The sequence below is a fragment of the Shewanella sp. SM74 genome, from assembly GCF_025653725.1.
In the GTDB taxonomy this organism is placed as follows: Bacteria; Pseudomonadota; Gammaproteobacteria; order Enterobacterales; family Shewanellaceae; genus Shewanella; species Shewanella oncorhynchi.
Genome location: NZ_JAKKRZ010000003.1, coordinates 364,413 through 388,412 on the forward strand (window position 1 = coordinate 364,413; position 24,000 = coordinate 388,412).

Here is a 24,000-nt window from a genome sequence, read left to right on the forward strand (position 1 = left end):
TTAAGGACTAAACATGACCCGTTCCGAAGCGCTATTTGAACAGGCTAAAAAAACCATCCCCGGCGGCGTTAACTCTCCGGTTCGTGCATTTAATGGTGTAGGCGGTTCGCCCCTGTTTATTGAAAAAGCTAACGGCGCTTATATTTACGATGCCGATGGCAAAGCTTATATCGACTATGTCGGTTCTTGGGGCCCGATGATCCTCGGCCACAACCACCCTAAAATCCGTGCTGCAGTATTAGCGGCGGTGGAAAATGGCTTATCTTTTGGTGCGCCAACTGAGCTTGAAGTGCAAATGGCCGAAAAAGTCATCTCTATGGTGCCTTCTATCGAGCAAGTTCGTATGGTGAGCTCAGGTACTGAAGCCACTATGAGCGCCATTCGTTTAGCGCGCGGTTTTACCAGTCGTGACAAGATCTTAAAATTTGAAGGTTGTTACCACGGCCACGCCGATTGCCTGTTAGTGAAAGCAGGTTCTGGTGCTCTAACTTTAGGTCAACCTAGCTCACCCGGTATTCCTGAAGATTTTGCCAAGCACACCTTAACCGCTGTGTATAACGATTTAGATTCAGTTAGAACCCTGTTCGAGCAGTATCCAACTGAGATTTCTTGCATCATCATAGAGCCTGTTGCTGGCAACATGAACTGTATTCCACCTGTCCCAGGTTTCCTTCAAGGCCTGCGTGATATGTGTGATGAGTTTGGCGCGCTGTTGATTATCGATGAAGTGATGACAGGTTTTCGCGTATCACTAAGTGGCGCTCAAGGTTACTACGGCGTCACACCAGACTTAACCACACTCGGTAAAGTGATTGGTGGCGGTATGCCAGTGGGGGCTTTCGGCGGCCGTAAAGATGTGATGCAATTTATCGCCCCTACGGGTCCGGTTTACCAAGCGGGTACGTTATCGGGTAACCCCATTGCGATGTCAGCGGGTCTGGCACAAATGGAGGCCCTGTGTGAAGAAGGTCTGTACGAAGCGCTGAGCGCGAAAACCAAACGTATTGCAGAAGGCTTTAAAGCGGCTGCGGATAAGCACGGTATTCCAATGGCGATCAACTATGTTGGTGGCATGTTCGGTTTCTTCTTCACGGAACAACCCAAGATCACTCGTTTCGATCAAGTGACCCAATGCAACATCGAACAGTTCCGTATTTTCTACCACGGCATGCTAGATGAAGGTGTTTACTTAGCACCAAGTGCCTATGAAGCTGGCTTCCTGTCAATGGCCCATGGCGAAGAAGAGATGCGCTTAACCTTAGAAGCGGCAGATCGCGTATTGGCTAGCATGAAAGCGGCAAGCTAAGCCTAAGCTTTAGTATTTAAGCCGTTTAAACATAACAAAGGGACGCCAATGCGTCCCTTTGCTTTTATCCGATTTAATTAGCTTTGTGTCACTTTAATAACGATCAGACTTTTTAGAACCTAAAGCCGATTTAAATATTTTCGCAGCCACCATGAATTGTAAGGTCAAATGGATATGCTCAATAACGTGCTAAGGCCAACCCATCACGCCCAGCGCAATAAGTTGCTTACCACAATACGTTAACTAAACGAGTGAGCCTAAAAGCAAAAGACTCCAGATAACAAATGTCATTTTCCTCTACTTCAAAAACACAATATCCAGTATTGATACCCAAACAAGCTCAAGACGCAGAATTCTGCAGGACTGAGTGCTAAGAGCACTCTACTTCCGAGCGGGCACTAATTCAAAAGGCAAGCATTAAAAATGCCTGCCTACATAGGCATGACAATTCAGGAATATCGACCTGAATAAAAATTAATTAAAGAATATGCAAACTAACTGCTTAGACTTTAATCGTAGATCTCACTTTTAACGCGGTAATCAAATCAAACAATACAGTTAATAACGCTAAAATAATCACAATAAACAATATATAAAACTAATTCGCAACCCAAAAGCATGAGATAGACATCACAAAGAAGCATTAAATTGAGTTACAGCTAACAGTTGCGTTCTCTAGCCCATTATGTTCTGATCCGCACGCGCTAACACGGCTAGCTTAATTTAGCCTTGATATGCCCAATCTTTAGGTTGACTCAAGTCGCCCTACGACATCAAAACAGCAGTTGGAATTGCAGTTATGTTAAATACCTTTCTCATCTTACTGGCCGTGCTCGCATTGCTCAGTATTATTTTCGAAGAAGTGACCCACCTTAATAAAGCAAAAACCACCTTATTCTTTGGTTGTATCTCTTGGGTAGCGCTGTTTATGGCTGCAGGGGAACCGGCTAATGAGAAAATCGTTGCCCATCAGCTCAATGAAAATTTGCTCGAGATTGCCACACTTTGGCTCTTTCTGATGTCGACCATGACCTTCGTAGCATATTTGAATGCTAAGGGTATGATCCAAATCATGGTGCAAAAGCTGTTTCCGCAGAAAGTATCAGTGCGTATGTTAATGATCCAAGTCGCCCTATTTGCACTCGTGCTCTCAGCATTTTGTGATAACGTCACCGCGACTTTAGTGTCTTTAGGTTTATTAACCACCTTTAAACTCGACAAGCAAATGCGCCGTAGAATGGCAGTGTTGATTATATTCGCGGTGAACTCAGGCGGTGTAGCCCTGATCACTGGCGATGTGACGACACTGATGATCTTCTTAGCTGGACATGTGCATATGTCTGAACTGCTGATGTTATTTATCCCATCGGCCGTGAGCGTGATTTTACTGGCAACCCTGTTCTCACTCAAAGCCGAAGGTGTTGTGAGCACGACGCCAATCAAACATACTTATCAAACCGTTGATGTATTGATTGCCCTCGTCTTCTTCTGCACCATTTTAATGACCATGCTACTCAACATATTGTTTGGTATCCCGCCAGTGTTAACCTTCTTAACGGGTCTATCAATTATGTTCCTGATTGGCCATACCACGCGCAGTGATAAAGAAGAAATCAAGATCCTAGAGTATATTCGCCAAGTTGAATACGACACCCTGTTGTTCTTCTTAGGTATTTTACTGCTCGTTGGTATGCTTAAAGAAATTGGCACCTTAGACATGTTGACTGAAGCTTATACTCAGTTTAATCCAAACATCTCTAACTTCGTCACGGGTATGGGCTCAGCCTTAATTGATAACGTACCGCTAACAGCGGCATTGTTAAAAGCCAATCCAGTGCTGAGTACTCCTGAATGGCTTGGCTTGACTTACAGCGTCGGAGTCGGTGGTTCACTGCTGATTATCGGTTCAGCATCAGGTATTGTAGCCATGAGTAAAGTAAAAGAACTGACTTTTGTGAGTTACTTGAAATATGTTCCTGCACTTTTCCTCTGCTACAGCGTCGGTTACGCACTGACCCTATTCTTAGCCAACAGACTGTTTGATTAAGTTGAGATTCACTAAGATCAAAAAAGGCGCCTAGTGCGCCTTTTTTATCAACTACTTATTTATTGTTACCACAAATAACCGCTAGCATGACTTATCGTAATACCTGATTAGATTGCGGGCACCTTAAACTGGGTTCCTTGAATATCTAACACTATGTCCCTTGGACGAATAGAGATGATTTTCAGCTTACCAGCAATCATATCCCCTTCTTGTAACTCTGCACCGTCTACATTCAGCCATCTCTGGGCAGGGTCGCTGGAATAAACATGAGCAACGATATTAAATTCAGGCACTTGTAATTGCAGACCTGCAGGTAATTGGCCGTATTTCGGAATTTCATCCACAGCAGTTTTGGGGATAGGATCTAATTTAGCTTCAGTGACATTCGTCTCTGCAGCATTAACATATTCCACATCCTTTAATGCATTTTGAAAGGAAGCCACTAACTTATCTTCATCGCGACTTTTATTGGTCTCTAAACCGACATCTTCCGCCGCGGCACTGACTTGCTGACGCAGGGCTTCAAGACTCGCTAGACCCGACTCATTGGCATTAGCACCTAACATCATAGGCTGCTGTGCTTGCGTCTCTGCTGGCACAACCGCTTCCTGAATTGCCGCATCGACTTGGGCTGACGTCGACATATAATCTGCGTAGCTTGAATCACTAAAACCCGAATTGCTATCACTTTGAGCCGGCATGCCAACAGAATTGGTCGTTATATTCGCGCTAGCATTCATTTGAGGCGCATTTGATACTACAGTCTCAGCCTGAAATTGTGGCGATACCGTTAGCTCGGGTAAAGTCTGCGTCCGAGGAAGCGCCACTTTCCCAGCAAGCCGAACACCTGAAGCAGCACTAGGCTCAACTTGGAGCTCAGAGGCAGCTCCTACCGTAGACTGAAGCTCATTTTTAATCGCAGTCGTGGGTGGCAATGATGAAGTTGATGGCAGTACATTAGCCACTGCCACAGTATCACTTTGGGGAAGTCGAGTTTTATTCCAAACGCTTAATCCCCAAGCCACACCGATTCCTGCGGCAACTGCGACGACTAATAAAGACAGTTTTCCTATCGGCACACCCGATTTACGAGGCTGTGGATAATTCGCCCTTGGCGTCATCACAGCATCAGGTAACGGTGATTGTTGCTGTTGTTTATTGCGGGTTACGGCATCGAGTAAAATGGACATCAGCTGCGCGCCCCATCATCAGTTAACCGTGGGCCTTGCTGACTTAAATACAAATTTAATCTCACTAATGTTTGATTCCCTGCAATACCATCGGCTTTTAATCCATGCTGACTTTGGAAGGTTTTAAGATCATTTTCCAATTGCACATCAAATTGATTAACCCGACGGGGGCTACGACCATTCACATGGGCTAACGCATTCTCTAACCACTGTAATTGACCAGGACTCGATTTTTGACTGATATCCATCATAGGCAAATTAGGTGCTTGCCATAATATTTCGAAGGTGCCACTGAAATGTTGATTAAACCAAGCTCTATCAACCCAAAGTTGCTGCTCACCCAGTTGCATCAGTAATTGTTCCCCCTCTACCGCAAGCACTGCACCATAAAAATCTTGTTGCTTGTCATCAACCAAATACACGACAGCCGGATAATTAAGCCGAGTCAGTGACATCCAGTTACCCTGCTGTTGATAGCAAGCTAATCCTTGCTCAACCGCCGATTGGCAAGCCGTCAAGCCTTTATAGGGCACTTTGCCCCACACGCTAAACAAACCTGCAAAAGCAGTATCAATATTGCGACTCTGATTAATCGCCTCGTTTAACAGACGTTGATTAGGATCGGGAATGGAAGTCTGGCCGCTTGGTTGATTAGTCGGTTTTACTGACTTATCAGCGATGTCTTCCCCGCCTAAGGTTTGAGCATTTAATGACGCCACATTAGTTGGCACAGACTCAGAAACCAAATTGGACGCTGGCATCGTATTGACTGACTTATCAGTAAATAACCAATAAGACACACCAAACGCAACACATAACGCCGCAGCGGTTGCTGTCGGCCACAAATACCTATTTTGAGTCGGTTCTTCTTCACCAAATACTTCAGCCGCGGCTTGCCGCACCATATGATGATCTATGGGCACCCGCGATTGTGCATAGCCTGCCATCAGTGAACGTTCACATAAAAGGTTAATCAATCGAGGGATGCCGCCACTGTATTTCTGCAAAACGTTAACGGCTTTACGGGTGAATAAAGGCTCAAACCGCCCAGCCACTTGCAAACGATGCAGCACATAGAGGGCGATTTCATCTTCATTGAGCGGCAATAAATGATAACGAGCCGTGATCCGCTGGGCTAACTGACGCAATTCTTGGCGCTTCAATAACAGCTGTAATTCCGGCTGACCGATTAAAATCACCTGCAATAACTTCTTAGTGTCCGTCTCCAAATTAGTCAGAAGACGCAATTGCTCCAGCACCTCAGGACGTAAATGCTGTGCTTCATCGATAATGAGCACGGTATTACGACCTTTGCTGTGATTCGCCAATAAAAAACGGCTCAAGTGATCAGTCAATTGCTTGAGTGTAGGATTGTCGCCGTAGGAAATCTTAAGCTCATCACAAAGCGTTGCGAGTAATTCAAGCTCAGTTAACGACGGATTAAGGATAAAAGCAGTATCGGTATTGTCGGGCAATTGCCCAAGTAAACAGCGAGATACTGTTGTTTTACCCGTGCCGACTTCCCCTGTTAACAACACAAAGCCGCCCGTTTCCCCTAACCCATAGGTTAAATGGGCTAACGCCTCTCTGTGCCTATCACTCAGAAACAAATAATGGGGATTGGGTGCAATTGAAAAAGGGTTATCGCTGAGTCCGTAAAAGGCCTTGTACATACCACCAATCATCCTAATTTAAAAATAACGCCCCACGTTAAAGCGTCCCAATGTTATTGTCAAAATATCTGCAACATCAATGTGACAGATAAGTGCGCAAATATCTCGCGACGACTTTATCCATCATCTTAATGAGCGTGATAAGCTATGTTTATGACACATTAGCCGAATCTTGCCTGTGAAAATATATCTCGTCGGCGGTGCTGTACGTGACAGCCTGCTCAATCTTCCCATTAAAGATAAAGATTACCTCGTCGTTGGAGCAACACCAGAACAAATGTTGCATCAGGGTTACCGCCAAGTGGGTAAAGATTTCCCCGTATTTCTACATCCCAAAAATCAACAAGAATATGCTTTAGCCCGAACCGAACGAAAAATTGGTCTGGGTTATGGTGGTTTTAGCTGCCACGCCAGCCCTGATGTGACTTTAGAACAAGATTTGTTGCGCCGAGATCTAACCATCAATGCGATCGCCCAAGATGAAAAGGGCAACTTATATGATCCTTTTAATGGTATTGAGGATATTAACGCGCGCCTGTTACGCCATGTGTCGGATGCTTTCGTTGAAGATCCACTGCGAGTGTTACGCGTCGCCCGCTTTGCCGCAAGGTTTCATGCCTTAGGATTTCAAATTGCCGCAGAAACCCTGGCACTGATGCGTCAAATTAGCGCAAGCGATGAGCTTAGCGCTTTAACGGCGGAGCGAGTTTGGCAAGAAGTTGATAAAAGTTTAGGCGGACCTCACCCAGAGGTCTTTTTTGAGGTACTTCACCAATGTGGCGCACTCGAAGTCCTATTCCCTGAAATTCACGCCTTATTTGGCATACCTCAACCTGAAAAATGGCATCCTGAAATAGATACTGGCGTGCATACCTTAATGGTGCTCGCTCAAGCCGCACTGCTGACTGAGGATAAAAGCGTTCGGTTTGCCGCCCTAGTACATGATTTGGGCAAAGCACTGAGTCCAAAAGAGCATTTACCAAAGCATCACGGCCATGGCCAGAAAGGCTTGCCACTCATAAAAGCCCTCTGTACACGTTTACGAGTACCCAATGAGGCACGCGATCTGGCGTTACTCGTCAGCGACCAACATCAGAACGTCCATCAGGCATTCGAGCTCAGAGCCGAAACTATCGTTAAAATATTCGATAAAGCTGACTTTTGGCGTAAACCAGAGCGCTTAACGCAACTTATATTAGCTTGCACCGCAGATATGCGCGGCCGCACAGGATTTGAAAACATCCCATATCCTCAGGGAGAGTATTTAACTCAGTGCTTCACTGTCGCCAATAATGTCGATATTGCCGCCATCATTGCCACTGGTTTCCAAGGCGCAGAGATAAAACAAGCCTTAAATTTACATCGAGTTGAAGCCGTCAGTCAGTTTAAACAAAAAATGCAAACAAAACTGCCGATGGACAACCAGTAATTTGTAAAGGATTTGTAAGTCGTGCATCACTGCATGGTGAATAATGCCCCTTTTTACGATTAGAAATGTCGATATCACATAGAAAAAAAGCTTTTAAAAAAAATTTATATGCCTATAGTGGTTAAACACATTAATATTCGTAGCAAATTAAAATAGCTATGTCATAATTAGGCAGTTTCGCTTACAAAGTAACGAAACATTCAAATCCAACCTATTTTAAGGGATTTTTTACAATGAACAAAAAAGTACTGATGATTGCTGGTTTAGCAATGACTGCCCTACTAGGTGGTTGCGCGAACACTACTGCTCTGGAAGAAAGCGTTGCAACTCTGGGCAACAAAGTTGATCAATTGTCAGCTGATGTTGGTTCTCTGAAATCAGAGCAAAGCAAACTGTCTGCAGACGTTAAAGATGCAAAAGCAGCATCTATGGACGCACAAGCAGAAGCTAAACGCGCAAACGACCGTTTAGACAACGTTGCTTCTCGTTACAAGAAGTAATGAAAGGTAATTTAGCTTACTATTTAGTAAGTTAAGACAAAAGGCTTAAGAAAGATGAAAGCGATAAGCACATCAATCTAAGCCTTTTTTTATGCCTGCAATTCAAGATTGCCATGCTAAGAATAGCGAATGCGACAATACAAAATCGCTAAATTGGTTTTAAACTTCCAAAGGCATGTTAAAGGCGATTCGCCTACCTCCCTCTAAAAGTTAGCCTTGACATACTTCTGTATAAACGAGTGTTATTCCTCTTTTAAATAAAGTCGCGTTATTAATCTAAAGTTCTCGTTTGCGTTTTTAAGCATCCCTAACAATCAGCCTCATTTATCATAAAAAATGTATTTATGGGAAGTGAAAGCTAGTAATTTAAAGAACAGCTATAGATAAAAAAATCGAGGCTATATGGAAAACAAAAGCAATAAGAAGGTTGTCTTTGTCACTGAACAAATAGGCCTAAAGTTAAAAATAATAACACCTTCAGCCTATCCAACATAAGAGCAACATAAAAACATCAAACAGAATCATAGGTTTGAGTAATATAGCCTTTTAAAGCATCAAAAAACCATCTAACTAAACCTATGAATTGTCTTAAAATTAACTGCATCGACTGCAAGTTTTAACCTATAGCGATTCACTCACGCGTTTATGTGCCAAGACTAATACATAGTCAATTTCTAGCGACTCAAAATGATTAGCTTGAATATCATGTTTCATCTTGTCAGTTGCACGCCACGCATAGGGTGCCATATCCAATAACGTTAATGCCTGTTCACCTGTAATTGATAAAGTAAAGCGCAGTGACTGAGTTTCTTTTACCAATAATGCTGAGGGTAAATTCACTTGGAAAGGTTTTTCAGCCAAGTCGGAATAAATATATTCTCTGAGTTGCCATAGATGTCGTGGCCCAGGCATAACCAGTAACATGGTCCCATCATCTTTCAATACCCTGACAGACTCTTTTCCCTTTAACGGCCTATCAATAACAGTAATAAAATCCACACAATTATCGGCAAAGGGTAATTTTTTAGAAGAGCTTAAACACAAGATCCCAGGAGTCTGCGCTTTTGCTGCAGCAAAAATAGCATTTTCTGCGTCCGCTACACCCACGTACTGGACGTTTCGCGGATTTTCGACCTCTGCCAACTTGGAAGCTAAAGCGCGCAAATAGAAGCCCTCAGCGCATTCATAATCCAATAAACAAGCGTCAGGCTTGATAGAGCCGGTGATTAACTCAGCCAATTTATCGATTAAAGGCGAAAAGATGCCTGATTCGAGAAGAAAACGCTTAGCCCTAACTTGCTCGCGCGAATCCCCTGTCGGCTTTTGGCGTTGTGGTTTAGTAAAAACCCAATACCCTTGCTCATTTCGATCAAAGTGATGCTTATTCGCACAATAAAAACCTTGGGAGGCTTTGTGTTGTTTTAATGCAAGTCCGCAGGTTGGACACTGATATTCGAGACCCATATAAAGCTCCAAAAATAAGTTAAGCTTCAGAAAAAAGAGGAAGCTCCAAAAACAAAAATCGGGTACTTGACCCGATTCTATTATTCATAATTTCACTATAATGACTAAACTGGAATGACTACAAAAAAATAAATCCACACAACACAGCACCCAGTGCCAAACGGTAAATAACAAACGGGGTCATTCCCATGCGGCTGATGATTTTCAAGAAATAATGAATACATGCATAAGCTGCAACAAAGGAGATCAAAGTGCCTAAGATCAATGCTTGATAATCAATTGGCAGCGCGCTTTCCGCCAAATCTTTACCCACTAAAATTGCCGCGCCTAAGCTCACAGGCACTGACATTAAGAATGAAAAGCGAGCCGCAGCATCTCGACTCAAACCTAGCATTAGCGCCGCGGTCATAGTGGCACCAGAACGTGAAGTTCCAGGGATTAAAGCAAGCGCCTGGGCGAAACCAATTAACAAGGCTTTGCGCCATCCAGTCTGATAGATTGTTAAATCGCGGCGCGACATCTTATCAGCCCACCACAGCAATAAACCAAAAACGACTGTCGTGACCGCGATAACCTCTGTATTACGTAGGTGAGTTGCAATAAAATCCTTAGCCATAAAACCAAAAAATACAGCGGGTAACGTCGCCAGAATAATCCACCATGCCAGCTTGCTGTCTTCGGATTGCTGACCTTTAAAAATGCTTGCAACCCAAGCATTAAACATAGTCCATAACTCGTGTCTAAAATAAATCACCACAGCAAATAACGACCCTGTATTCACCGCCACGTCGAATGACAAACCTTGATCTTCCCAGCCTAAAAGCTGAGCAGGCAGAATTAAGTGGGCAGAACTAGAAATAGGCAAAAACTCAGTTAGCCCTTGAATAAGCGCTAAAATAATGACCTGAAACGTATCCATGACAATCCTATCAATAAATTAAAACGTCAGCCCTTGGGGCCATTCAAACATCACAGGCCAAAGCCGCTGCGACTCTTTATCATACTCTTGCCACAAACTGGCATAGCTTTTATCAACCACAGGATGAATCAATTCCGGCGCTAACTCGGCTAATGGCCATAACACAAAGGCATTATTAACTATCTCTGCACGGGGGAGCGTAACGGGCGTTTCACATACCACATGGTCATAAAGCAGCAGGTCTAAATCTAAAGTTCTTGGGCTAAATTTCTTCGCCCCGACAAGCCGGCCGTGATTCTGCTCGATTTGCTTAAACTGCGCAACTACCGCAGCAATATTAAGGTCAGTTTCAACACTAGCAACCATATTCAAAAAGTTAGTGCCACTAAAACCTACCGCTTCACTTTCATACATAGAAGAGAGGCGCAGCGGCCCAAAACACGCTCGCAGCGATATTAATCCCGCTTGCAGATGCTGTTCAGGCTCGATATTGCTACCTAGACTGATATAAATACGTGCCATGCAATGTCCGATTTATCTGAAGATAAACATGATTTCTTAATCAACAGTCAAGTTAATCAAACTCTTATCTAACGTGAACGCTCTATCTCAACGCCAACCGATGCGGCAGTCGCTACCGCCCCCTGCTTCATCACGACAACTTTCACCCAAGTCACGTTAAATTCTTGAAGTAAGCAATCCGCTACGCGCTCGGCAACCGTTTCGATTAACTCGATTGGATGCTCAGTAATAAGTTCTGTTAATCGATTGGAAACTGTCTCATAGCAAAGCGCATATTGATAATCGTCTGTCGCGGCGGCAGGTTTGTTATCCCACGCCATATCTAAATCTAGCAACAGACTCTGATGGATTGTCTTTTCCCACTCATAGACACCAATCACAGTATCAACGCGTAATTGCCGTATAAGTACTTTATCCATGCTTTCTCCAACTAACTTACTACTATGAGGTCTGATAAGCTAAAAGCGATCCTAGCTGTATAATCCGCAATCTTCTGACAGATAACTAATTTGCTTTCTACTCGAGCCAATCCACAGTAGGATAACGCCCTAAAAGGATTTGCTCATTCAGAAAATATCTCAACCTCAAATGGGCGAGTTATTCCACAAACCTATAGCGGGATTGACAACTGAGTCAGCTTTTTAAATTGTTGCGCGATAATACCTTAAGACGCGTAAGGAAACCAATGTGAGTTCATTAACACTGACACTTTTGATGATTTTGGCCGCCTATTTGGCAGGTTCAATCTCGAGTGCTGTGCTGGTTTGTAGAATGAGGGGTTTACCCGATCCAAGATTACAGGGTTCAGGTAATCCGGGAGCTACCAATGTACTGCGAATTGGCGGCGCGAGTTCGGCTGCCATGGTGTTGTTTTTTGACATGCTCAAAGGCGCCCTGCCATCTTATTTAGCCTATCTGATGGGCATAGATGCAGTATCACTCGGGCTTATCGCTATCGCCGCCTGCCTTGGGCATATTTATCCCGTATTTTTTGGATTTAAGGGGGGGAAAGGTGTCGCAACAGCTTTTGGTGCTATGGCTCCCATTGGCGATGATTTAGCCATTTGCTTAATGGCATCTTGGATTGTCCTCCTCTTAATTAGCCGCTACTCGTCCCTTGCTGCCATTCTGACGGCCTTACTTGCACCACTTTATACTTGGTGGTTAGACGACAGATTTACCATTCCCGTTGCCATGCTATCGACGCTTATCATTATTCGTCATAAAGACAATATCCAACGGCTACTTAAAGGTGAAGAGTCCAAAGTTTCACGTAAAAAAAACGCCTAAAAAATCTTAATGTGACAACATTATCCCAATAAAAAACTGCGCTATAAGCGCAGTTTTTTTGTTTCAACATAACCTATCAACATCAAAGGCGTTTTATGCCACAGGTGGCAAGGTATCTAACGGCCATCTTGGCTGACCTTTTACCGCCAAATCTTCGTGCTGCCCCGCCTTTAAACGCTGCAATCCTGCAAAGGCAATCATGGCGCCGTTATCGGTACAAAACTCACCACGGGGATAAAACACTTGTCCACCAAGCGAGCTCATCATTTCAGCCAAGGTTTCTCTTAAGCGCGTATTCGCACTCACGCCACCGGCAATCACTAAGCGGTTATAGCCTGTTTGCTTCAGTGCACGGCGGCATTTAATCGCTAGCGTATCAACCACAGCTTCTTCAAAAGCACGAGCAATATTGGCTCGAGTCTGTTCATCGTCAGGTTCGGCAGCAATGGTATTAGCGGTAAAAGTTTTTAGACCCGAAAAGCTAAAATCGAGTCCAGGTCTATCGGTCATAGGCCGCGGAAACTTATACCCTGCAGGTAAACCTTTAGCAGCAAGCTTTGCTAAACGCGGACCGCCGGGATAATCCAGCCCCATTAGCTTAGCTGTTTTATCAAACGCTTCACCCGCAGCATCATCAACAGACTCGCCTAATACTTCATAGCGGCCAATTCCATCGACTTTAACCAACATAGAATGGCCACCAGAGACCAATAAGGCCACAAATGGGAACTCGGGTGCGTCATCTTCAAGCATAGGCGCCAGTAGATGTCCTTCCATATGGTGAACACCGATTGCAGGCTTGTCCCAAGCAAACGCCAGTGACCGCCCCACACAAGCGCCAACAAGCAAAGCACCAATCAAACCAGGCCCCTTGGTATAGGCAATCCCATCGAGATCAACCATTTCAGTATTTGCATCTTTCAGCGCTTGACGAATAAGCGGCACAATTTTGCGTACATGGTCACGCGACGCCAACTCAGGCACCACACCACCATAGTCAGCATGCAGCTTAACCTGACTGTATAAAGTGTGCGATAATAAGCCCAGTTCATCGTCATAGACGGCGATACCTGTCTCGTCACAGGATGTTTCAATACCTAAAACCCGCATGGTGTCTCATCAATTGCTAACTAAAGGGCGCCAATTCTACCTGCAAGCGCTCGATTACTCCAGTCGCGCAGACCATATTGAGCCCACTATAGGACTGAGCTCAGTTTTAGGGCTTTACAAGCCTAGGTGTCTCGGTATAAAATTCCGCACCATTTTAAATAGACTTGGTTCGAGCAATTGAACCAGAACAACCTACACCTAAGGGGTGATGGCGTATGCCAATTATTAAAGTACGTGAAAACGAACCATTCGACGTAGCTCTGCGTCGTTTCAAGCGCTCTTGTGAAAAAGCTGGTATTTTAGCCGACGTGCGTGCTCGTGAATTCTACGAGAAGCCAACTACTGCACGTAAGCGCGCAAAAGCAGCTGCAGTTAAACGTTTAGCTAAGAAGCTTTCTCGCGAAAACGCACGTCGCGTACGTTTATATTAATCTCATATGAGCCTAATTGATCAGCTAAAAGACCATATGAAACAGGCCATGATCGCCAAAGAGAAGGCGCGCTTGAGCACTATTCGTATGGCATTAGCCGCCATCAAACAGATTGAAGTGGATACCCGCGAATCTCTGACTGATGAACAGGTTATAGCGGTCTTAACCAAAATGGTGAAACAACGTCGTGACTCGATTGCTCAATTTGAAGCAGCGGGTCGTAACGAGTTGGCCGACGTGGAAGCAGCAGAGATTCAAGTTATTGAAGCTTTCCTGCCTACCCCTCTTACAGAGGCGGAAATCGCGGCGCTCATCGATGCAACTATTGTAGAAGTAGGTGCATCCGCCATGGCGGATATGGGCAAAGTAATGGGAGCATTGAAATCTAAAGTGCAAGGACGTGCAGACATGGGCGCTATTGGCGCTATGATCCGTGCTAAATTGCAATAATTAGCGTTTCACTGTATGAACAAGCCGTGCCTATGCGCGGCTTGTTTGTTTAAATTCGCGCAAGGCGGGATTTTAAGCACTCAATGGCAATACCTCGTGATTTTATCAATGAGCTAATCGCTCGCACTGACATAGTCGAACTTATCGATCGTAAAGTGCCCTTGAAAAAGGCGGGTAAGAACTACTCGGCCTGTTGTCCTTTTCATAGCGAAAAATCACCTTCGTTTACCGTCAGCCGTGATAAACAGTTCTATCATTGCTTTGGCTGCGGTGCTCACGGCAACGCCATCGATTTTGTGATGGAGTATGACCGACTCGATTTTATTGATGCCATTGAAGATTTGGCGGGCCAGCTTGGATTAGAGGTTCCCAGAGAACAAGGCACAGGCAAGCGACATGATGACGGTTTAAGTCGTGACTTATATCAACTCATGGAAGAAGCGAGCCTTTACTTTCAAAACCAACTTAGACAACACCAAGATAAACAAAAAGTTATCGATTATCTTGCCTATCGCGGTTTATCCGATGATGTAGTAGAACATTTTGGTATTGGCTTTGCGCCAGACGGTTGGGATGGCTTATTGGGCCGCTATCGTCAGAATCAAGATGTACAGGATAAGTTACTGACTGCAGGTATGTTAATTAGCAACGACAGTGGGAAACGTTACGACAGATTTCGTGACCGCCTCATGTTTCCTATCCGCGACAGGCGCGGACGAGTCATTGGTTTTGGTGGCAGAGTTTTAGGTGATGGCACACCCAAATACTTGAATTCTCCAGAAACGCCCATATTTCATAAGGGCAATGAGCTTTATGGTCTCTATGAACTAAAGCAGCGCTATCGCGATCCAGACAAAGTACTGATCGTTGAAGGCTATATGGATGTGGTGGCATTAGCGCAATTTGGCGTCGATTACGCTGTCGCATCATTAGGCACCTCGACCACAGCAGAGCAATTTCAGCTTTTGCTGCGCAGCGCTAAAGAAGTGATTTGCTGTTACGACGGCGACAGGGCAGGTATTGAAGCGGCATGGCGCGCCTTAGAAACAGCATTGCCATTATTAAAGCCGGGCGATCAAGTGCGATTTATGTTCCTGCCTCAGGCCGAAGATCCTGATTCTATGGTACGTAAAATTGGTAAAGATGCATTTGAAACCTTAATGGACTCTGCCATTGCACTACCCGAGTTTCTGTTTGATACGTTAGCGACAAAATACGGTACAGATAAAGGCAACTTAGCGAAACAAGCTTTTATCTTAATTGAAAAAATTCAAGACACTGTGCTGCAAAATTTACTACTTGAGAACTTAGCTCACAAGCTAGGAATGAACAGCTCTGAAGATATGAAAAAGAAGCTAGGCTTTAGCGTGAAACAAGCTAAACCAATGGCAAGTAAAGGATTAAAAGGACGCGGTACACCATTGCGACTCGCCATCGCACTGCTAGTACAACATCCTAAACTGGGTATGGGTTTACCCCCACAACCCGCACTCGCCCACTTGCAGATGCCAGGCATAGAATTGCTGCCACTGTTATTGGAGATGACTCGAGAGCAAACGTTAAACAGCGCACAACTACTTGAACAATTCAGAGAGCACCCTTACAGCGGCACTCTCCATAAATTGGCCCAATGGGACCATCAAGTGGCGGATGAAAACTTGCTCGAAAAGTTTAAACAAACCCTGGTTTGGTTGAACAATCAATATATTGAACAACGATATCAGGAATTGAGTCTAAAACAGACTCATACAAAAGAAGAGAAGATGCAGCTCTCGAAGCTGATCTCAGTCATGAAAGGGTTAAACTGAGGCAAAAATGTCCTCATTCGCTACCCCAGTGACTAGCACAGATATGTGCACACGGCTATAATTGACGATTTGCGCGGCACTTGGCTTATGCTAAGTGTCCGTCGTTGTAACAGTTTCCCAACTTGGATGATATCTATGGATCATACTCCGCAGTCGCAACTTAAGCTGTTGCTTGCCAAAGGTAAAGAGCAAGGTTACTTAACCTATGCAGAAGTGAACGATCACTTACCTGCAGACATGGTCGATTCTGACCAGATCGAAGATATTATCCAGATGATAAATGACATGGGTATCCGGGTGTTCGAAGAAGCCCCCGATGCCGATGACATGATGATGTCGGAAGACAACACAGACGAAGATGCAGCAGAAGAAGCCGCCGCAGCACTGGCAACAGTAGAAAGCGAACTTGGCCGCACAACCGATCCCGTACGCATGTACATGCGTGAAATGGGTACCGTTGAGCTTCTGACCCGCGAAGGCGAAATTGTTATCGCCAAACGCATCGAAGAAGGCATCAACACAGTTCAAAGTTCAGTCGCCGAATATCCACAAGCGATCGCTATGATCCTTGAGCAATTCGACCAATTTGAAGCCGACGAACTGCGCTTATCTGATATTATCTCTGGATTTGTAAACCCGGACGAAGATGACGTCGCCCCGACGGCCACTCACATCGGCTCAGAATTATCTGAAGAAGAGCTGGACGATGAAGATGACGAAGAGGATGACGATGACAGCGAAGATGAAGAAGAAGGCAACAAAGGGCCTGATCCTGAAGAAGCTCGAGAAAGATTCGGTCAACTTAGAGCCGCTTACGAAAGCGCACTGAAAATTATCGAAGCTAAGGGCCGTGAACACCCTGAATCGGTAAAAGCCCTCTTCGAAATCGGCGAAATCTTCAAAGAATTCCGCTTAGTGCCTAAGCAGTTTGACCGTTTAGTCAAAAGCATGCGCACTATGATGGACCGCGTGCGTGTTCAAGAACGTTTAGTATTAAAACTGTGCGTTGAACAAGCCAAAATGCCGAAGAAAAACTTCGTCAAATTCTTTACCGGCAACGAAACCAACCTCGATTGGTTCAATACTGAGAAAGCCTCAACGAAACCTTATGCCGAAGGCCTAAGAATGGTTGAAGATGATGTCATTCGTTGTCGCAGCAAACTTGCTGCAGTAGAAGAAGAAACTGGCTTAGCGATTTCTGCCATAAAAGACATCAACCGTCGTATGTCAATCGGTGAAGCCAAAGCACGCCGTGCGAAGAAAGAAATGGTTGAAGCGAACTTACGTCTAGTAATTTCTATCGCGAAGAAATACACCAACCGTGGTCTGCAATTCTTGGACTTAATCCAAGAAGGTAACATTGGCTTAATGAAAGCCGTAGATAAATTCGAATACCGTCGTGGTTACAAATTTTCGACCTATGCAACTTGGTGGATCCGTCAGGCGATTACCCGTTCTATCGCCGATCAAGCGCGCACGATTCGTATTCCAGTACATATGATCGAAACGATCAACAAGCTGAACCGTATCTCTCGCCAAATGCTACAGGAAATGGGCCGCGAGCCTTCACCTGAAGAACTGGCTGAGCGTATGATGATGCCGGAAGATAAGATCCGTAAGGTACTGAAAATAGCTAAAGAACCTATCTCCATGGAAACCCCAATCGGTGACGATGAAGATTCGCATTTAGGTGATTTTATCGAGGATACTACCCTCGAATTACCACTGGATTCAGCGACCAGCGAAAGCTTGAAAAACGCCACTCACGAAGTGTTAGCAGGTCTAACCGCCCGTGAAGCGAAAGTACTGCGTATGCGTTTTGGTATCGATATGAACACTGACCACACACTTGAAGAAGTGGGTAAACAGTTCGACGTGACCCGTGAACGTATTCGTCAGATTGAAGCTAAGGCACTGCGCAAACTGCGTCACCCTTCACGCTCAGAAATCTTAAAATCGTTCCTAGATGAATAGGCTGAAGCCTAAAGTCATCTAAGATGGATTGAAGCCCTGCCCATGCAGGGCTTTTTATTGTCTTTATCACCTCAATTTATGTACAAGCACAGTATCGAAGCCTTAAATTTAGGCAACGATAGCATTTAAGTTGATTAACAGATAACCAATTGAATCAGTTGCGTGAATTTCCAGCCAAAACACGGGTGACAAGCGTAAGTAAGCTTAGTATACTTCCTCCCGCTTCAGGTAATGACGATTACCTTAAGTCGGCCCCTTAGCTCAGTTGGTTAGAGCACACGACTCATAATCGTTAGGTCCACGGTTCAAGTCCGTGAGGGGCCACCACCCGATTCAACGAAAAAGCCCATTGATTCAATGGGCTTTTTCGTATCTAAAAACTGATCTCCGCAATTTATCACACAATATCCGTGTATTTACACATTCCCCTCGCTGAACTGTTTTAAATTTTTAGCCTATTCGATGCTATTTAAATATCCATAAAAATAGGCTCTTTGATAAGTGTTAAGCTGCAACACAATCAAAAAGCCTATTTAAAATCAATGAGCTAACTCCACAAATATCTGAGTGCTAGGTTTTTAACTTGCCTAACTGCTCATGTTGCTGCTTCACTAAGTTTGCTAAAACTACACTGCTCTGTTGCGCTTCACCCGCAAGACGCGCAAGTTCAGAAGCCGAATCAGAAATGCCTGTAATATTGCGATTAACCTCTTCAGTCACCGCGCTCTGCTCTTCTGCTGCTGCCGCGATATGGGTCACTTGGCCCGAAATTTCTTCAATCTGACTCACCATAGAGTTCAATGAGTTCAGCGCTTGCTCAGTTTGAGATACGGCCATTTGTGCCCGTTCCGCGCCTTTATCTATGATGCCAGAAGCACTTTGAACTTCTTTTTGTAGTGCATCAATAAGAGTACTAATATCATTCGTCGAGCTTTGAGTCTTAGATGCCAACGCACGGACTTCGTCAGCCACCACGGCAAAACCCCGTCCTTGTTCACCCGCCCTCGCCGCTTCAATCGCCGCATTTAATGCCAGCAGGTTTGTTTGTGCGGCAATGGAACTGATCACCTCAAGAATACGACTAATATTCATACTGCTGTCTGCGACTTTACTCACGGCCAGCTTAGCTTCCATTGACTCTTTAGACATAGTCGCCACAAAGCCCATCGCCTTAGTCAGACTTTCTTCACTGTGACGAATGTTGCGTGACATAGCTTCTGTTTCTGCAGCGGTTTGCTCAGACGCCTTAGCAACCTCAAGTGCGGTGGCACTCATTTGGTTTACGGCCGTTACCACACTCTCAATTTCACCATATTGACGATTGACACTATCACGCGTGAGCTGGGCAATTTTCGCTGAAGCTTGGCTTTCTTCCTGAGAACGACTCGCGAGGGTTTTAAGCTCGGCAATCAGGTTTTTCAGTTTATAAATAAAGGAGTTGAAACCTTTTGCTAACGCAATCAACTCTGCATGGGAGTCCACTTCTATCGATTGCGTTAAATCGCCATCAGCGCTTGCCAAGTGTTCTACACGCCCTTGGATCATCTTTAAGGGTGAAATAATGCTACGGATCACTAGGCTAATCGTAATCACAGCAGCAATCGACACGACAACACCGACCATGAGCAACAAACTTCCCAAGGAAGTTGCCATTTCATCCATATCATTATTCAACACAATCGAACTCTTGTACGCCTGCGCAGTCGGCACTTGGATCACTAAGGACCACTCGGCATTCGCTAAAGGGATCTTAATTGGGTAGGCAACAATAATTTCATCATCATTAACCATGTAACCCGAGTTCTTGTGTAACGATATGATTTGTGAGGCAATAGCTGGATTTATAGACTCAGCTAAAGGACGAGCCTTTTTACTGTAATGACTTGCTGCAACCACTAAACCGCGGGTACTCAATAAAGTTACTTTCGCTTGCCCATCGTAGAGGCTCTTAGATAACTTATCGATAAGGGTTTGAAAGACGGGTAAGTTTAAATCAACACCGACCACACCGATAAACTGTTTACGCTTAAGCACAGGAACAGTTAGCGAGGTCATTAATGCTTTGTTACCGGGAGTGATTTCGTATAAATACGGCTCCATTAGACAGGGCTTTAAGGTTTCTTTACCGCATAAATACCATTCTGCATCACGGATCCCAAATTCATTTAGGCTAGTAAGGTATTTTTCTGACGAATCTTCAACCTGTTGATGTGCAACAGTGCCATTGTCATCACGGGTATAGTAAACCTCTAGGGCACCTGATGTCGTTACACTGTGGCTGGAATTAATATTCAGAAACTCAGTATCGAGCCCATCATAACCATTAGGTTCAAACTGGGCATACATGGAGGAAACTTGCGCATTCTTCTTAAGCACAGCCGCCACAGTGAGTTCTAAACGATCACGCTTTAAGGGAAGTTCTTCTGCCGTACTCTCCACCATACCGGCAAAAGAGTAAGGAATACGATAGGCTTCGTTAATAAATCCAGCGACCATTTCGCCATATTCACCAGCGCGGGCTTCGAGTTTATCCCGCGTTTCAGTTTGTAGGGTATTTTGAACTTGATCCGATAATTGCGCGTTTTGAGCCGACAGTGTCCACCATAAACTGATAGATAAAATAGCCACTATCGATAAAAATAATGCTGATGTAATCCACAACAACTTAGTACTGATGGACAAATGCTTCATCTAGTAAACTCCCAAGAGAACGACAATAGCGTAATTATTTTGATCTACTTTATTTTTATACTTTCTATACAGCATTAAAAATAGCACTTAGGGTAAGAATTACCAGTACTTAAGATAAAGAGTTGTCAATGGAATGTAAAACTTTTGAATGACTAAATCAAAAAAAGGCCAAATTCAAATAAATGAATTCAGCCTTTAATATCAAACACTATTCTTGATTGAGTCTAGGATTAGCGTCCCCACAACCAAGCGGCGCCACGCACTCCCGATGAAGCACCATAATAATTTTTAACAACGGGAGTGTGGCACTCTCGGCCGACCACATATAGCGGCAAAATTTTTGGTAATTCGGTGTAAATAGCATCAATGTTAGACACACCGCCGCCAAGGACGATAACATCAGGATCCATCATATTGATCACATGGGCCAATGAACGGGCTAAACGGTCAATAAAACGGTTAAATGCTTGAGTTGCCAGCGGATCTCCCGCTTGCATCATTTGGGCAATTTCAATACCGCTGTCAGCAACACCGCCCGCAGCGCGAAAGTCGCGAACAAAGCCTGTTCCAGATATAAACGTTTCGATGCAGTCTCTATTACCACAAAAACACGTCGTGGTATTAAATTCATCGGCTTTCATCCACGGTAAAGGATTATGGCCCCACTCACCACCAATACCATTGCCACCGTCATGTACTTGGCCTTTAATTGCGATACCAGCACCACATCCCGTTCCAATAATGGCACCAAATACAACTGACTTTCCTGCGGCAGCGCCATCTACCGCTTCTGATACGGCAAAACAGTTCGCATCATTAGCAATTTTTACTTTACGATTTAATCGAGTCCCCAGATCCACATCAAGTGGATGACCATTGATCCAAGTTGAATTAGCGTTTTTTACTAGGCCAGTAAAAGGAGAAACAACCCCAGGAATACCTATTCCGATAGTGGCGGTTTGCTGCAGGCTGTCTTCGACTTCAGTTACCAATGCAACCAAAGCATTGACTGTCGCAACATATTCTCTCGGTGTCGGGATGCGTTTACGAAAGACTTCGTTACCATCGCTATCTAATGCGACTACCTCGATTTTTGTGCCACCAAGATCGATACCAATTCGTAACATTCATATACTCCGTTTAAATATATTTAACGCAAAGCGGTGCATTAACAACCTGATGCATATCTGCAACTGTAGAGACGCTGCTAAGTAGAACTTTTCGTTTTAAAGTGATCTACATTAGAATTTCCAAGCGCACTATGCCTGCTGGACAAACAGCAATCAACCTCAATGTATTTAAATACACCATAGCGCATACCCGCACATGCCATTATCTGCTTATCCGATAGTACTGCGAATGTTCCTTGATTTATCCGCAGCAGAAAAACTTGGATAAAACTGTCTCCGCTTAAATCCACCTTAAAATTGATAAGGTCATTTGTAACAAAGTCTGTTTTTGCCTATGTCTGCCATTGGTTTGAATTGGTTATCGCCTTATACTTTTGAGCTCAAATATTAAAACAACAATGTTGGAAGCAAGCGATATGACTATTGGGACTGCTCCGGTAAGTAAAACACATTCATTTATGACAGTGTCTCTTATCGAATTATGGGAACGCTTTGGTTATTACGGCATGCAAGCGCTGATTGTGTACTTTATGGTGCAGCGCCTTGGCTTTGATGACTCACGTGCAAACTTAGTATGGAGTGCCTGTGCGGCACTTATTTATGTATCACCAGCGATTGGTGGCTGGGTTGGGGATAAAATTCTCGGCACCAAACGCACTATGCTGCTCGGTGCGGGGATCCTCTCTCTGGGTTATGCGCTAATGGCCGTACCCACTGAAAATACGTGGTTTATGTTTTCAGCGCTCGGCGTGATTGTGGTCGGTAACGGCCTATTCAAGCCGAATGCGGGTAACTTAGTTCGTAAGATTTACGAAGGTGACGATTCTAAAATCGACAGTGCTTTTACCATCTATTACATGGCGGTAAACGTGGGTTCGACCTTCTCTATGTTGCTCACGCCTTGGATTAAAGATTACGTTAACGCCCAATATGGCAACGAATTTGGCTGGCACGCGGCCTTTGCTGTGTGCTGTGTCGGTATATTGGTGGGGTTAGGTAACTATGCACTCATGCGTAAGAGTCTAGTCCATTACGGTTCTGAGCCAGATACTCGCCCAGTGAACAAGAAAAACCTCGCGATTGTATTGGGTCTATCCGCATTGTCGGTTGTCGCTTCAGCCATTATTCTTGAATACGAAGCTGTTGCGCGCGTCTTCGTTTATGCAGCAGGCGTAGCCGTATTGGCAATCTTCTTCCACTTGATCCGCACCAGCGAAACCAGTGAAAGAGCGGGACTGATTGCAGCACTGATCCTTACCGTGCAAACTGTGTTCTTCTTTATTTTCTATCAACAAATGTCAACGTCACTCGCGCTGTTTGCCCTGCGTAACGTGGATTGGGATTTTCAAGTTTTTGGTACCCACTTGTGGACTTGGTCACCTGCCCAGTTCCAAGCATTAAATCCATTATGGATTATGGTATTAAGTCCAGTACTCGCATGGAGCTATTCGTGGGCTGGACGCAATGATAAAGACTTTTCTATCGCGGCGAAATTTGCTCTCGGTTTTGCCGTTGTGGCGATTGGCTTCTTTATCTATGGCTTTGCGGGCCAATTTGCCGTCAATGGTAAAACCTCTTCATGGATCATGATCTGGGGCTATGCCTCTTACTCTTTAGGGGAATTGCTGGTGAGTGGTCTTGGACTTGCCATGATTGCTCGTTACGTACCTGCACGCATGGGCGGCTTTATGATGGGTGCCTATTTCGTCGCATCAGGTATTTCCCAGTATTTAGGCGGTGTGGTTGCTAACTTCGCCAGTGTACCCAAGGATTTAGTCGACCCACTGCAAACCTTACCCGTATACACAAGTCTGTTTAATAAACTAGGTATAGCCGCTGTGGTCTGTACCTTTATCGCACTTGCGGTATTACCTCTGATGCGTCGCCTGACTGAGACTCACCATTCACATAGCAATGCGGCTGATCATGATATTAATGAAAGTGCTGCAGCATCGCTACGGGATGTGAAAGCCGAGCAGTAATGCTCGACTGACAATAGCGATTTATCTATTGCATAACATTAACTGCCGATAGCCCTGCTATCGGCAGTTTTTTTATCACTTCAT

General features: G+C 44.6%; 19 protein-coding genes and 1 tRNA gene. 11 read left to right on the plus strand and 9 right to left on the minus strand.

Going from position 1 to position 24,000, the window contains the following annotated elements:
• The first annotated feature begins 13 nt into the window (after window positions 1-13).
• Together hemL and nhaD are read left to right on the plus strand one after the other, a co-directional pair.
• Window positions 14-1,306: a glutamate-1-semialdehyde 2,1-aminomutase gene (gene hemL / locus L5M49_RS05465; RefSeq protein WP_263175526.1), complete on the plus strand. Its 1,293-nt coding sequence runs from the start codon at window positions 14-16 to the stop codon at window positions 1,304-1,306.
• A gap of 799 nt (window positions 1,307-2,105) precedes the next feature.
• The gene (gene nhaD, locus L5M49_RS05470; protein ID WP_028760859.1) at window positions 2,106-3,353 is read left to right on the plus strand and encodes a sodium:proton antiporter NhaD; all 1,248 of its coding nucleotides are present in this window, start codon (window positions 2,106-2,108) and stop codon (window positions 3,351-3,353) included.
• 107 nt (window positions 3,354-3,460) lie between these two features.
• Here nhaD and L5M49_RS05475 read toward each other — a convergent pair whose 3' ends face one another.
• Both L5M49_RS05475 and L5M49_RS05480 read right to left on the minus strand, forming a co-directional pair.
• Window positions 3,461-4,543: a general secretion pathway protein GspB gene (locus L5M49_RS05475; protein ID WP_263175527.1), complete on the minus strand. Its 1,083-nt coding sequence runs from the start codon at window positions 4,541-4,543 to the stop codon at window positions 3,461-3,463.
• Entirely contained in the window at window positions 4,543-6,216 is a 1,674-nt protein-coding gene (locus tag L5M49_RS05480) for an ExeA family protein (RefSeq protein WP_263265596.1), read from the minus strand. Before L5M49_RS05480 ends, L5M49_RS05475 begins: the two co-directional genes overlap by 1 nt.
• Window positions 6,217-6,394: 178 nt before the next feature.
• Here L5M49_RS05480 and L5M49_RS05485 point away from each other — a divergent pair, with 178 nt between their 5' ends.
• Together L5M49_RS05485 and L5M49_RS05490 are read left to right on the plus strand one after the other, a co-directional pair.
• Window positions 6,395-7,645 carry a multifunctional CCA addition/repair protein gene (locus tag L5M49_RS05485; protein ID WP_263175529.1) on the plus strand — a complete coding sequence of 417 codons (1,251 nt, stop codon included), beginning with the start codon at window positions 6,395-6,397 and terminating at the stop codon, window positions 7,643-7,645.
• 233 nt (window positions 7,646-7,878) lie between these two features.
• Window positions 7,879-8,145: an Lpp/OprI family alanine-zipper lipoprotein gene (locus L5M49_RS05490; protein ID WP_006080732.1), complete on the plus strand. Its 267-nt coding sequence runs from the start codon at window positions 7,879-7,881 to the stop codon at window positions 8,143-8,145.
• A gap of 621 nt (window positions 8,146-8,766) precedes the next feature.
• On the opposite strand, the gene L5M49_RS05495 is transcribed toward L5M49_RS05490, so the two are convergent.
• The 4 genes from L5M49_RS05495 to folB all read right to left on the minus strand — a co-directional run bounded on the left by L5M49_RS05495 (window position 8,767) and on the right by folB (window position 11,469).
• The gene (locus L5M49_RS05495; protein ID WP_263175530.1) at window positions 8,767-9,609 is read right to left on the minus strand and encodes a putative RNA methyltransferase; all 843 of its coding nucleotides are present in this window, start codon (window positions 9,607-9,609) and stop codon (window positions 8,767-8,769) included.
• A 118-nt stretch (window positions 9,610-9,727) separates the two neighbouring features.
• Window positions 9,728-10,528: an undecaprenyl-diphosphate phosphatase gene (locus tag L5M49_RS05500; RefSeq protein WP_173246178.1), complete on the minus strand. Its 801-nt coding sequence runs from the start codon at window positions 10,526-10,528 to the stop codon at window positions 9,728-9,730.
• 18 nt (window positions 10,529-10,546) lie between these two features.
• Complete coding sequence (folK, locus tag L5M49_RS05505) at window positions 10,547-11,050, minus strand: 2-amino-4-hydroxy-6-hydroxymethyldihydropteridine diphosphokinase (RefSeq protein WP_263180795.1); 504 nt, start codon at window positions 11,048-11,050, stop codon at window positions 10,547-10,549.
• 68 nt (window positions 11,051-11,118) lie between these two features.
• Window positions 11,119-11,469: a dihydroneopterin aldolase gene (folB, locus tag L5M49_RS05510; RefSeq protein ID WP_263180794.1), complete on the minus strand. Its 351-nt coding sequence runs from the start codon at window positions 11,467-11,469 to the stop codon at window positions 11,119-11,121.
• Window positions 11,470-11,737: 268 nt separating this feature from the next.
• On the opposite strand from folB, the gene plsY reads away from it, so the two are divergent.
• Window positions 11,738-12,340, plus strand: coding sequence for a glycerol-3-phosphate 1-O-acyltransferase PlsY (gene plsY / locus L5M49_RS05515; protein WP_263265597.1), 603 nt, complete (start codon window positions 11,738-11,740; stop codon window positions 12,338-12,340).
• Window positions 12,341-12,433: 93 nt separating this feature from the next.
• Here plsY and tsaD read toward each other — a convergent pair whose 3' ends face one another.
• Complete coding sequence (gene tsaD / locus L5M49_RS05520) at window positions 12,434-13,450, minus strand: tRNA (adenosine(37)-N6)-threonylcarbamoyltransferase complex transferase subunit TsaD (protein ID WP_263265598.1); 1,017 nt, start codon at window positions 13,448-13,450, stop codon at window positions 12,434-12,436.
• 215 nt (window positions 13,451-13,665) lie between these two features.
• On the opposite strand from tsaD, the gene rpsU reads away from it, so the two are divergent.
• The 5 genes from rpsU (at window position 13,666) to L5M49_RS05545 (ending at window position 18,440) form a co-directional block, all read left to right on the plus strand.
• Window positions 13,666-13,881 carry a 30S ribosomal protein S21 gene (gene rpsU, locus L5M49_RS05525; protein WP_006080725.1) on the plus strand — a complete coding sequence of 72 codons (216 nt, stop codon included), beginning with the start codon at window positions 13,666-13,668 and terminating at the stop codon, window positions 13,879-13,881.
• A 6-nt stretch (window positions 13,882-13,887) separates the two neighbouring features.
• A complete protein-coding gene (locus L5M49_RS05530) occupies window positions 13,888-14,331 on the plus strand; it encodes a GatB/YqeY domain-containing protein (protein WP_028760869.1) in 444 nt (147 codons plus the stop codon).
• Window positions 14,332-14,414: 83 nt separating this feature from the next.
• Window positions 14,415-16,139: a DNA primase gene (gene dnaG / locus L5M49_RS05535; protein ID WP_263265599.1), complete on the plus strand. Its 1,725-nt coding sequence runs from the start codon at window positions 14,415-14,417 to the stop codon at window positions 16,137-16,139.
• Window positions 16,140-16,274: 135 nt separating this feature from the next.
• Entirely contained in the window at window positions 16,275-18,113 is a 1,839-nt protein-coding gene (gene rpoD, locus L5M49_RS05540) for an RNA polymerase sigma factor RpoD (RefSeq protein WP_131523063.1), read from the plus strand.
• Between the two features lie 250 nt (window positions 18,114-18,363).
• A tRNA-Ile gene (locus L5M49_RS05545) sits at window positions 18,364-18,440 on the plus strand.
• A 243-nt stretch (window positions 18,441-18,683) separates the two neighbouring features.
• On the opposite strand, the gene L5M49_RS05550 is transcribed toward L5M49_RS05545, so the two are convergent.
• Both L5M49_RS05550 and mak read right to left on the minus strand, forming a co-directional pair.
• Window positions 18,684-20,804: a methyl-accepting chemotaxis protein gene (locus L5M49_RS05550; protein WP_105249900.1), complete on the minus strand. Its 2,121-nt coding sequence runs from the start codon at window positions 20,802-20,804 to the stop codon at window positions 18,684-18,686.
• Between the two features lie 230 nt (window positions 20,805-21,034).
• Complete coding sequence (mak, locus tag L5M49_RS05555) at window positions 21,035-21,931, minus strand: fructokinase (RefSeq protein ID WP_028760873.1); 897 nt, start codon at window positions 21,929-21,931, stop codon at window positions 21,035-21,037.
• A gap of 419 nt (window positions 21,932-22,350) precedes the next feature.
• On the opposite strand from mak, the gene L5M49_RS05560 reads away from it, so the two are divergent.
• A complete protein-coding gene (locus L5M49_RS05560; protein WP_263146012.1) occupies window positions 22,351-23,916 on the plus strand; it encodes a peptide MFS transporter in 1,566 nt (521 codons plus the stop codon).
• Window positions 23,917-24,000 lie beyond the last annotated feature (84 nt).

Bases quoted from the DNA above. Each gene is read 5' to 3' on its own strand.
- hemL (WP_263175526.1), top strand. From the start codon at position 14: ATGACCCGTTCCGAAGCGCTATTTGAACAGGCTAAAAAAACCATCCCC.
- nhaD (WP_028760859.1), top strand. From the start codon at position 2,106: ATGTTAAATACCTTTCTCATCTTACTGGCCGTGCTCGCATTGCTCAGT.
- L5M49_RS05475 (WP_263175527.1), bottom strand. From the start codon at position 4,543: ATGTCCATTTTACTCGATGCCGTAACCCGCAATAAACAACAGCAACAA.
- L5M49_RS05480 (WP_263265596.1), bottom strand. From the start codon at position 6,216: ATGTACAAGGCCTTTTACGGACTCAGCGATAACCCTTTTTCAATTGCA.
- L5M49_RS05490 (WP_006080732.1), top strand. From the start codon at position 7,879: ATGAACAAAAAAGTACTGATGATTGCTGGTTTAGCAATGACTGCCCTA.
- L5M49_RS05495 (WP_263175530.1), bottom strand. From the start codon at position 9,609: ATGGGTCTCGAATATCAGTGTCCAACCTGCGGACTTGCATTAAAACAA.
- L5M49_RS05500 (WP_173246178.1), bottom strand. From the start codon at position 10,528: ATGGATACGTTTCAGGTCATTATTTTAGCGCTTATTCAAGGGCTAACT.
- folK (WP_263180795.1), bottom strand. From the start codon at position 11,050: ATGGCACGTATTTATATCAGTCTAGGTAGCAATATCGAGCCTGAACAG.
- folB (WP_263180794.1), bottom strand. From the start codon at position 11,469: ATGGATAAAGTACTTATACGGCAATTACGCGTTGATACTGTGATTGGT.
- tsaD (WP_263265598.1), bottom strand. From the start codon at position 13,450: ATGCGGGTTTTAGGTATTGAAACATCCTGTGACGAGACAGGTATCGCC.
- rpsU (WP_006080725.1), top strand. From the start codon at position 13,666: ATGCCAATTATTAAAGTACGTGAAAACGAACCATTCGACGTAGCTCTG.
- L5M49_RS05530 (WP_028760869.1), top strand. From the start codon at position 13,888: ATGAGCCTAATTGATCAGCTAAAAGACCATATGAAACAGGCCATGATC.
- dnaG (WP_263265599.1), top strand. From the start codon at position 14,415: ATGGCAATACCTCGTGATTTTATCAATGAGCTAATCGCTCGCACTGAC.
- rpoD (WP_131523063.1), top strand. From the start codon at position 16,275: ATGGATCATACTCCGCAGTCGCAACTTAAGCTGTTGCTTGCCAAAGGT.
- L5M49_RS05550 (WP_105249900.1), bottom strand. From the start codon at position 20,804: ATGAAGCATTTGTCCATCAGTACTAAGTTGTTGTGGATTACATCAGCA.
- mak (WP_028760873.1), bottom strand. From the start codon at position 21,931: ATGTTACGAATTGGTATCGATCTTGGTGGCACAAAAATCGAGGTAGTC.
- L5M49_RS05560 (WP_263146012.1), top strand. From the start codon at position 22,351: ATGACTATTGGGACTGCTCCGGTAAGTAAAACACATTCATTTATGACA.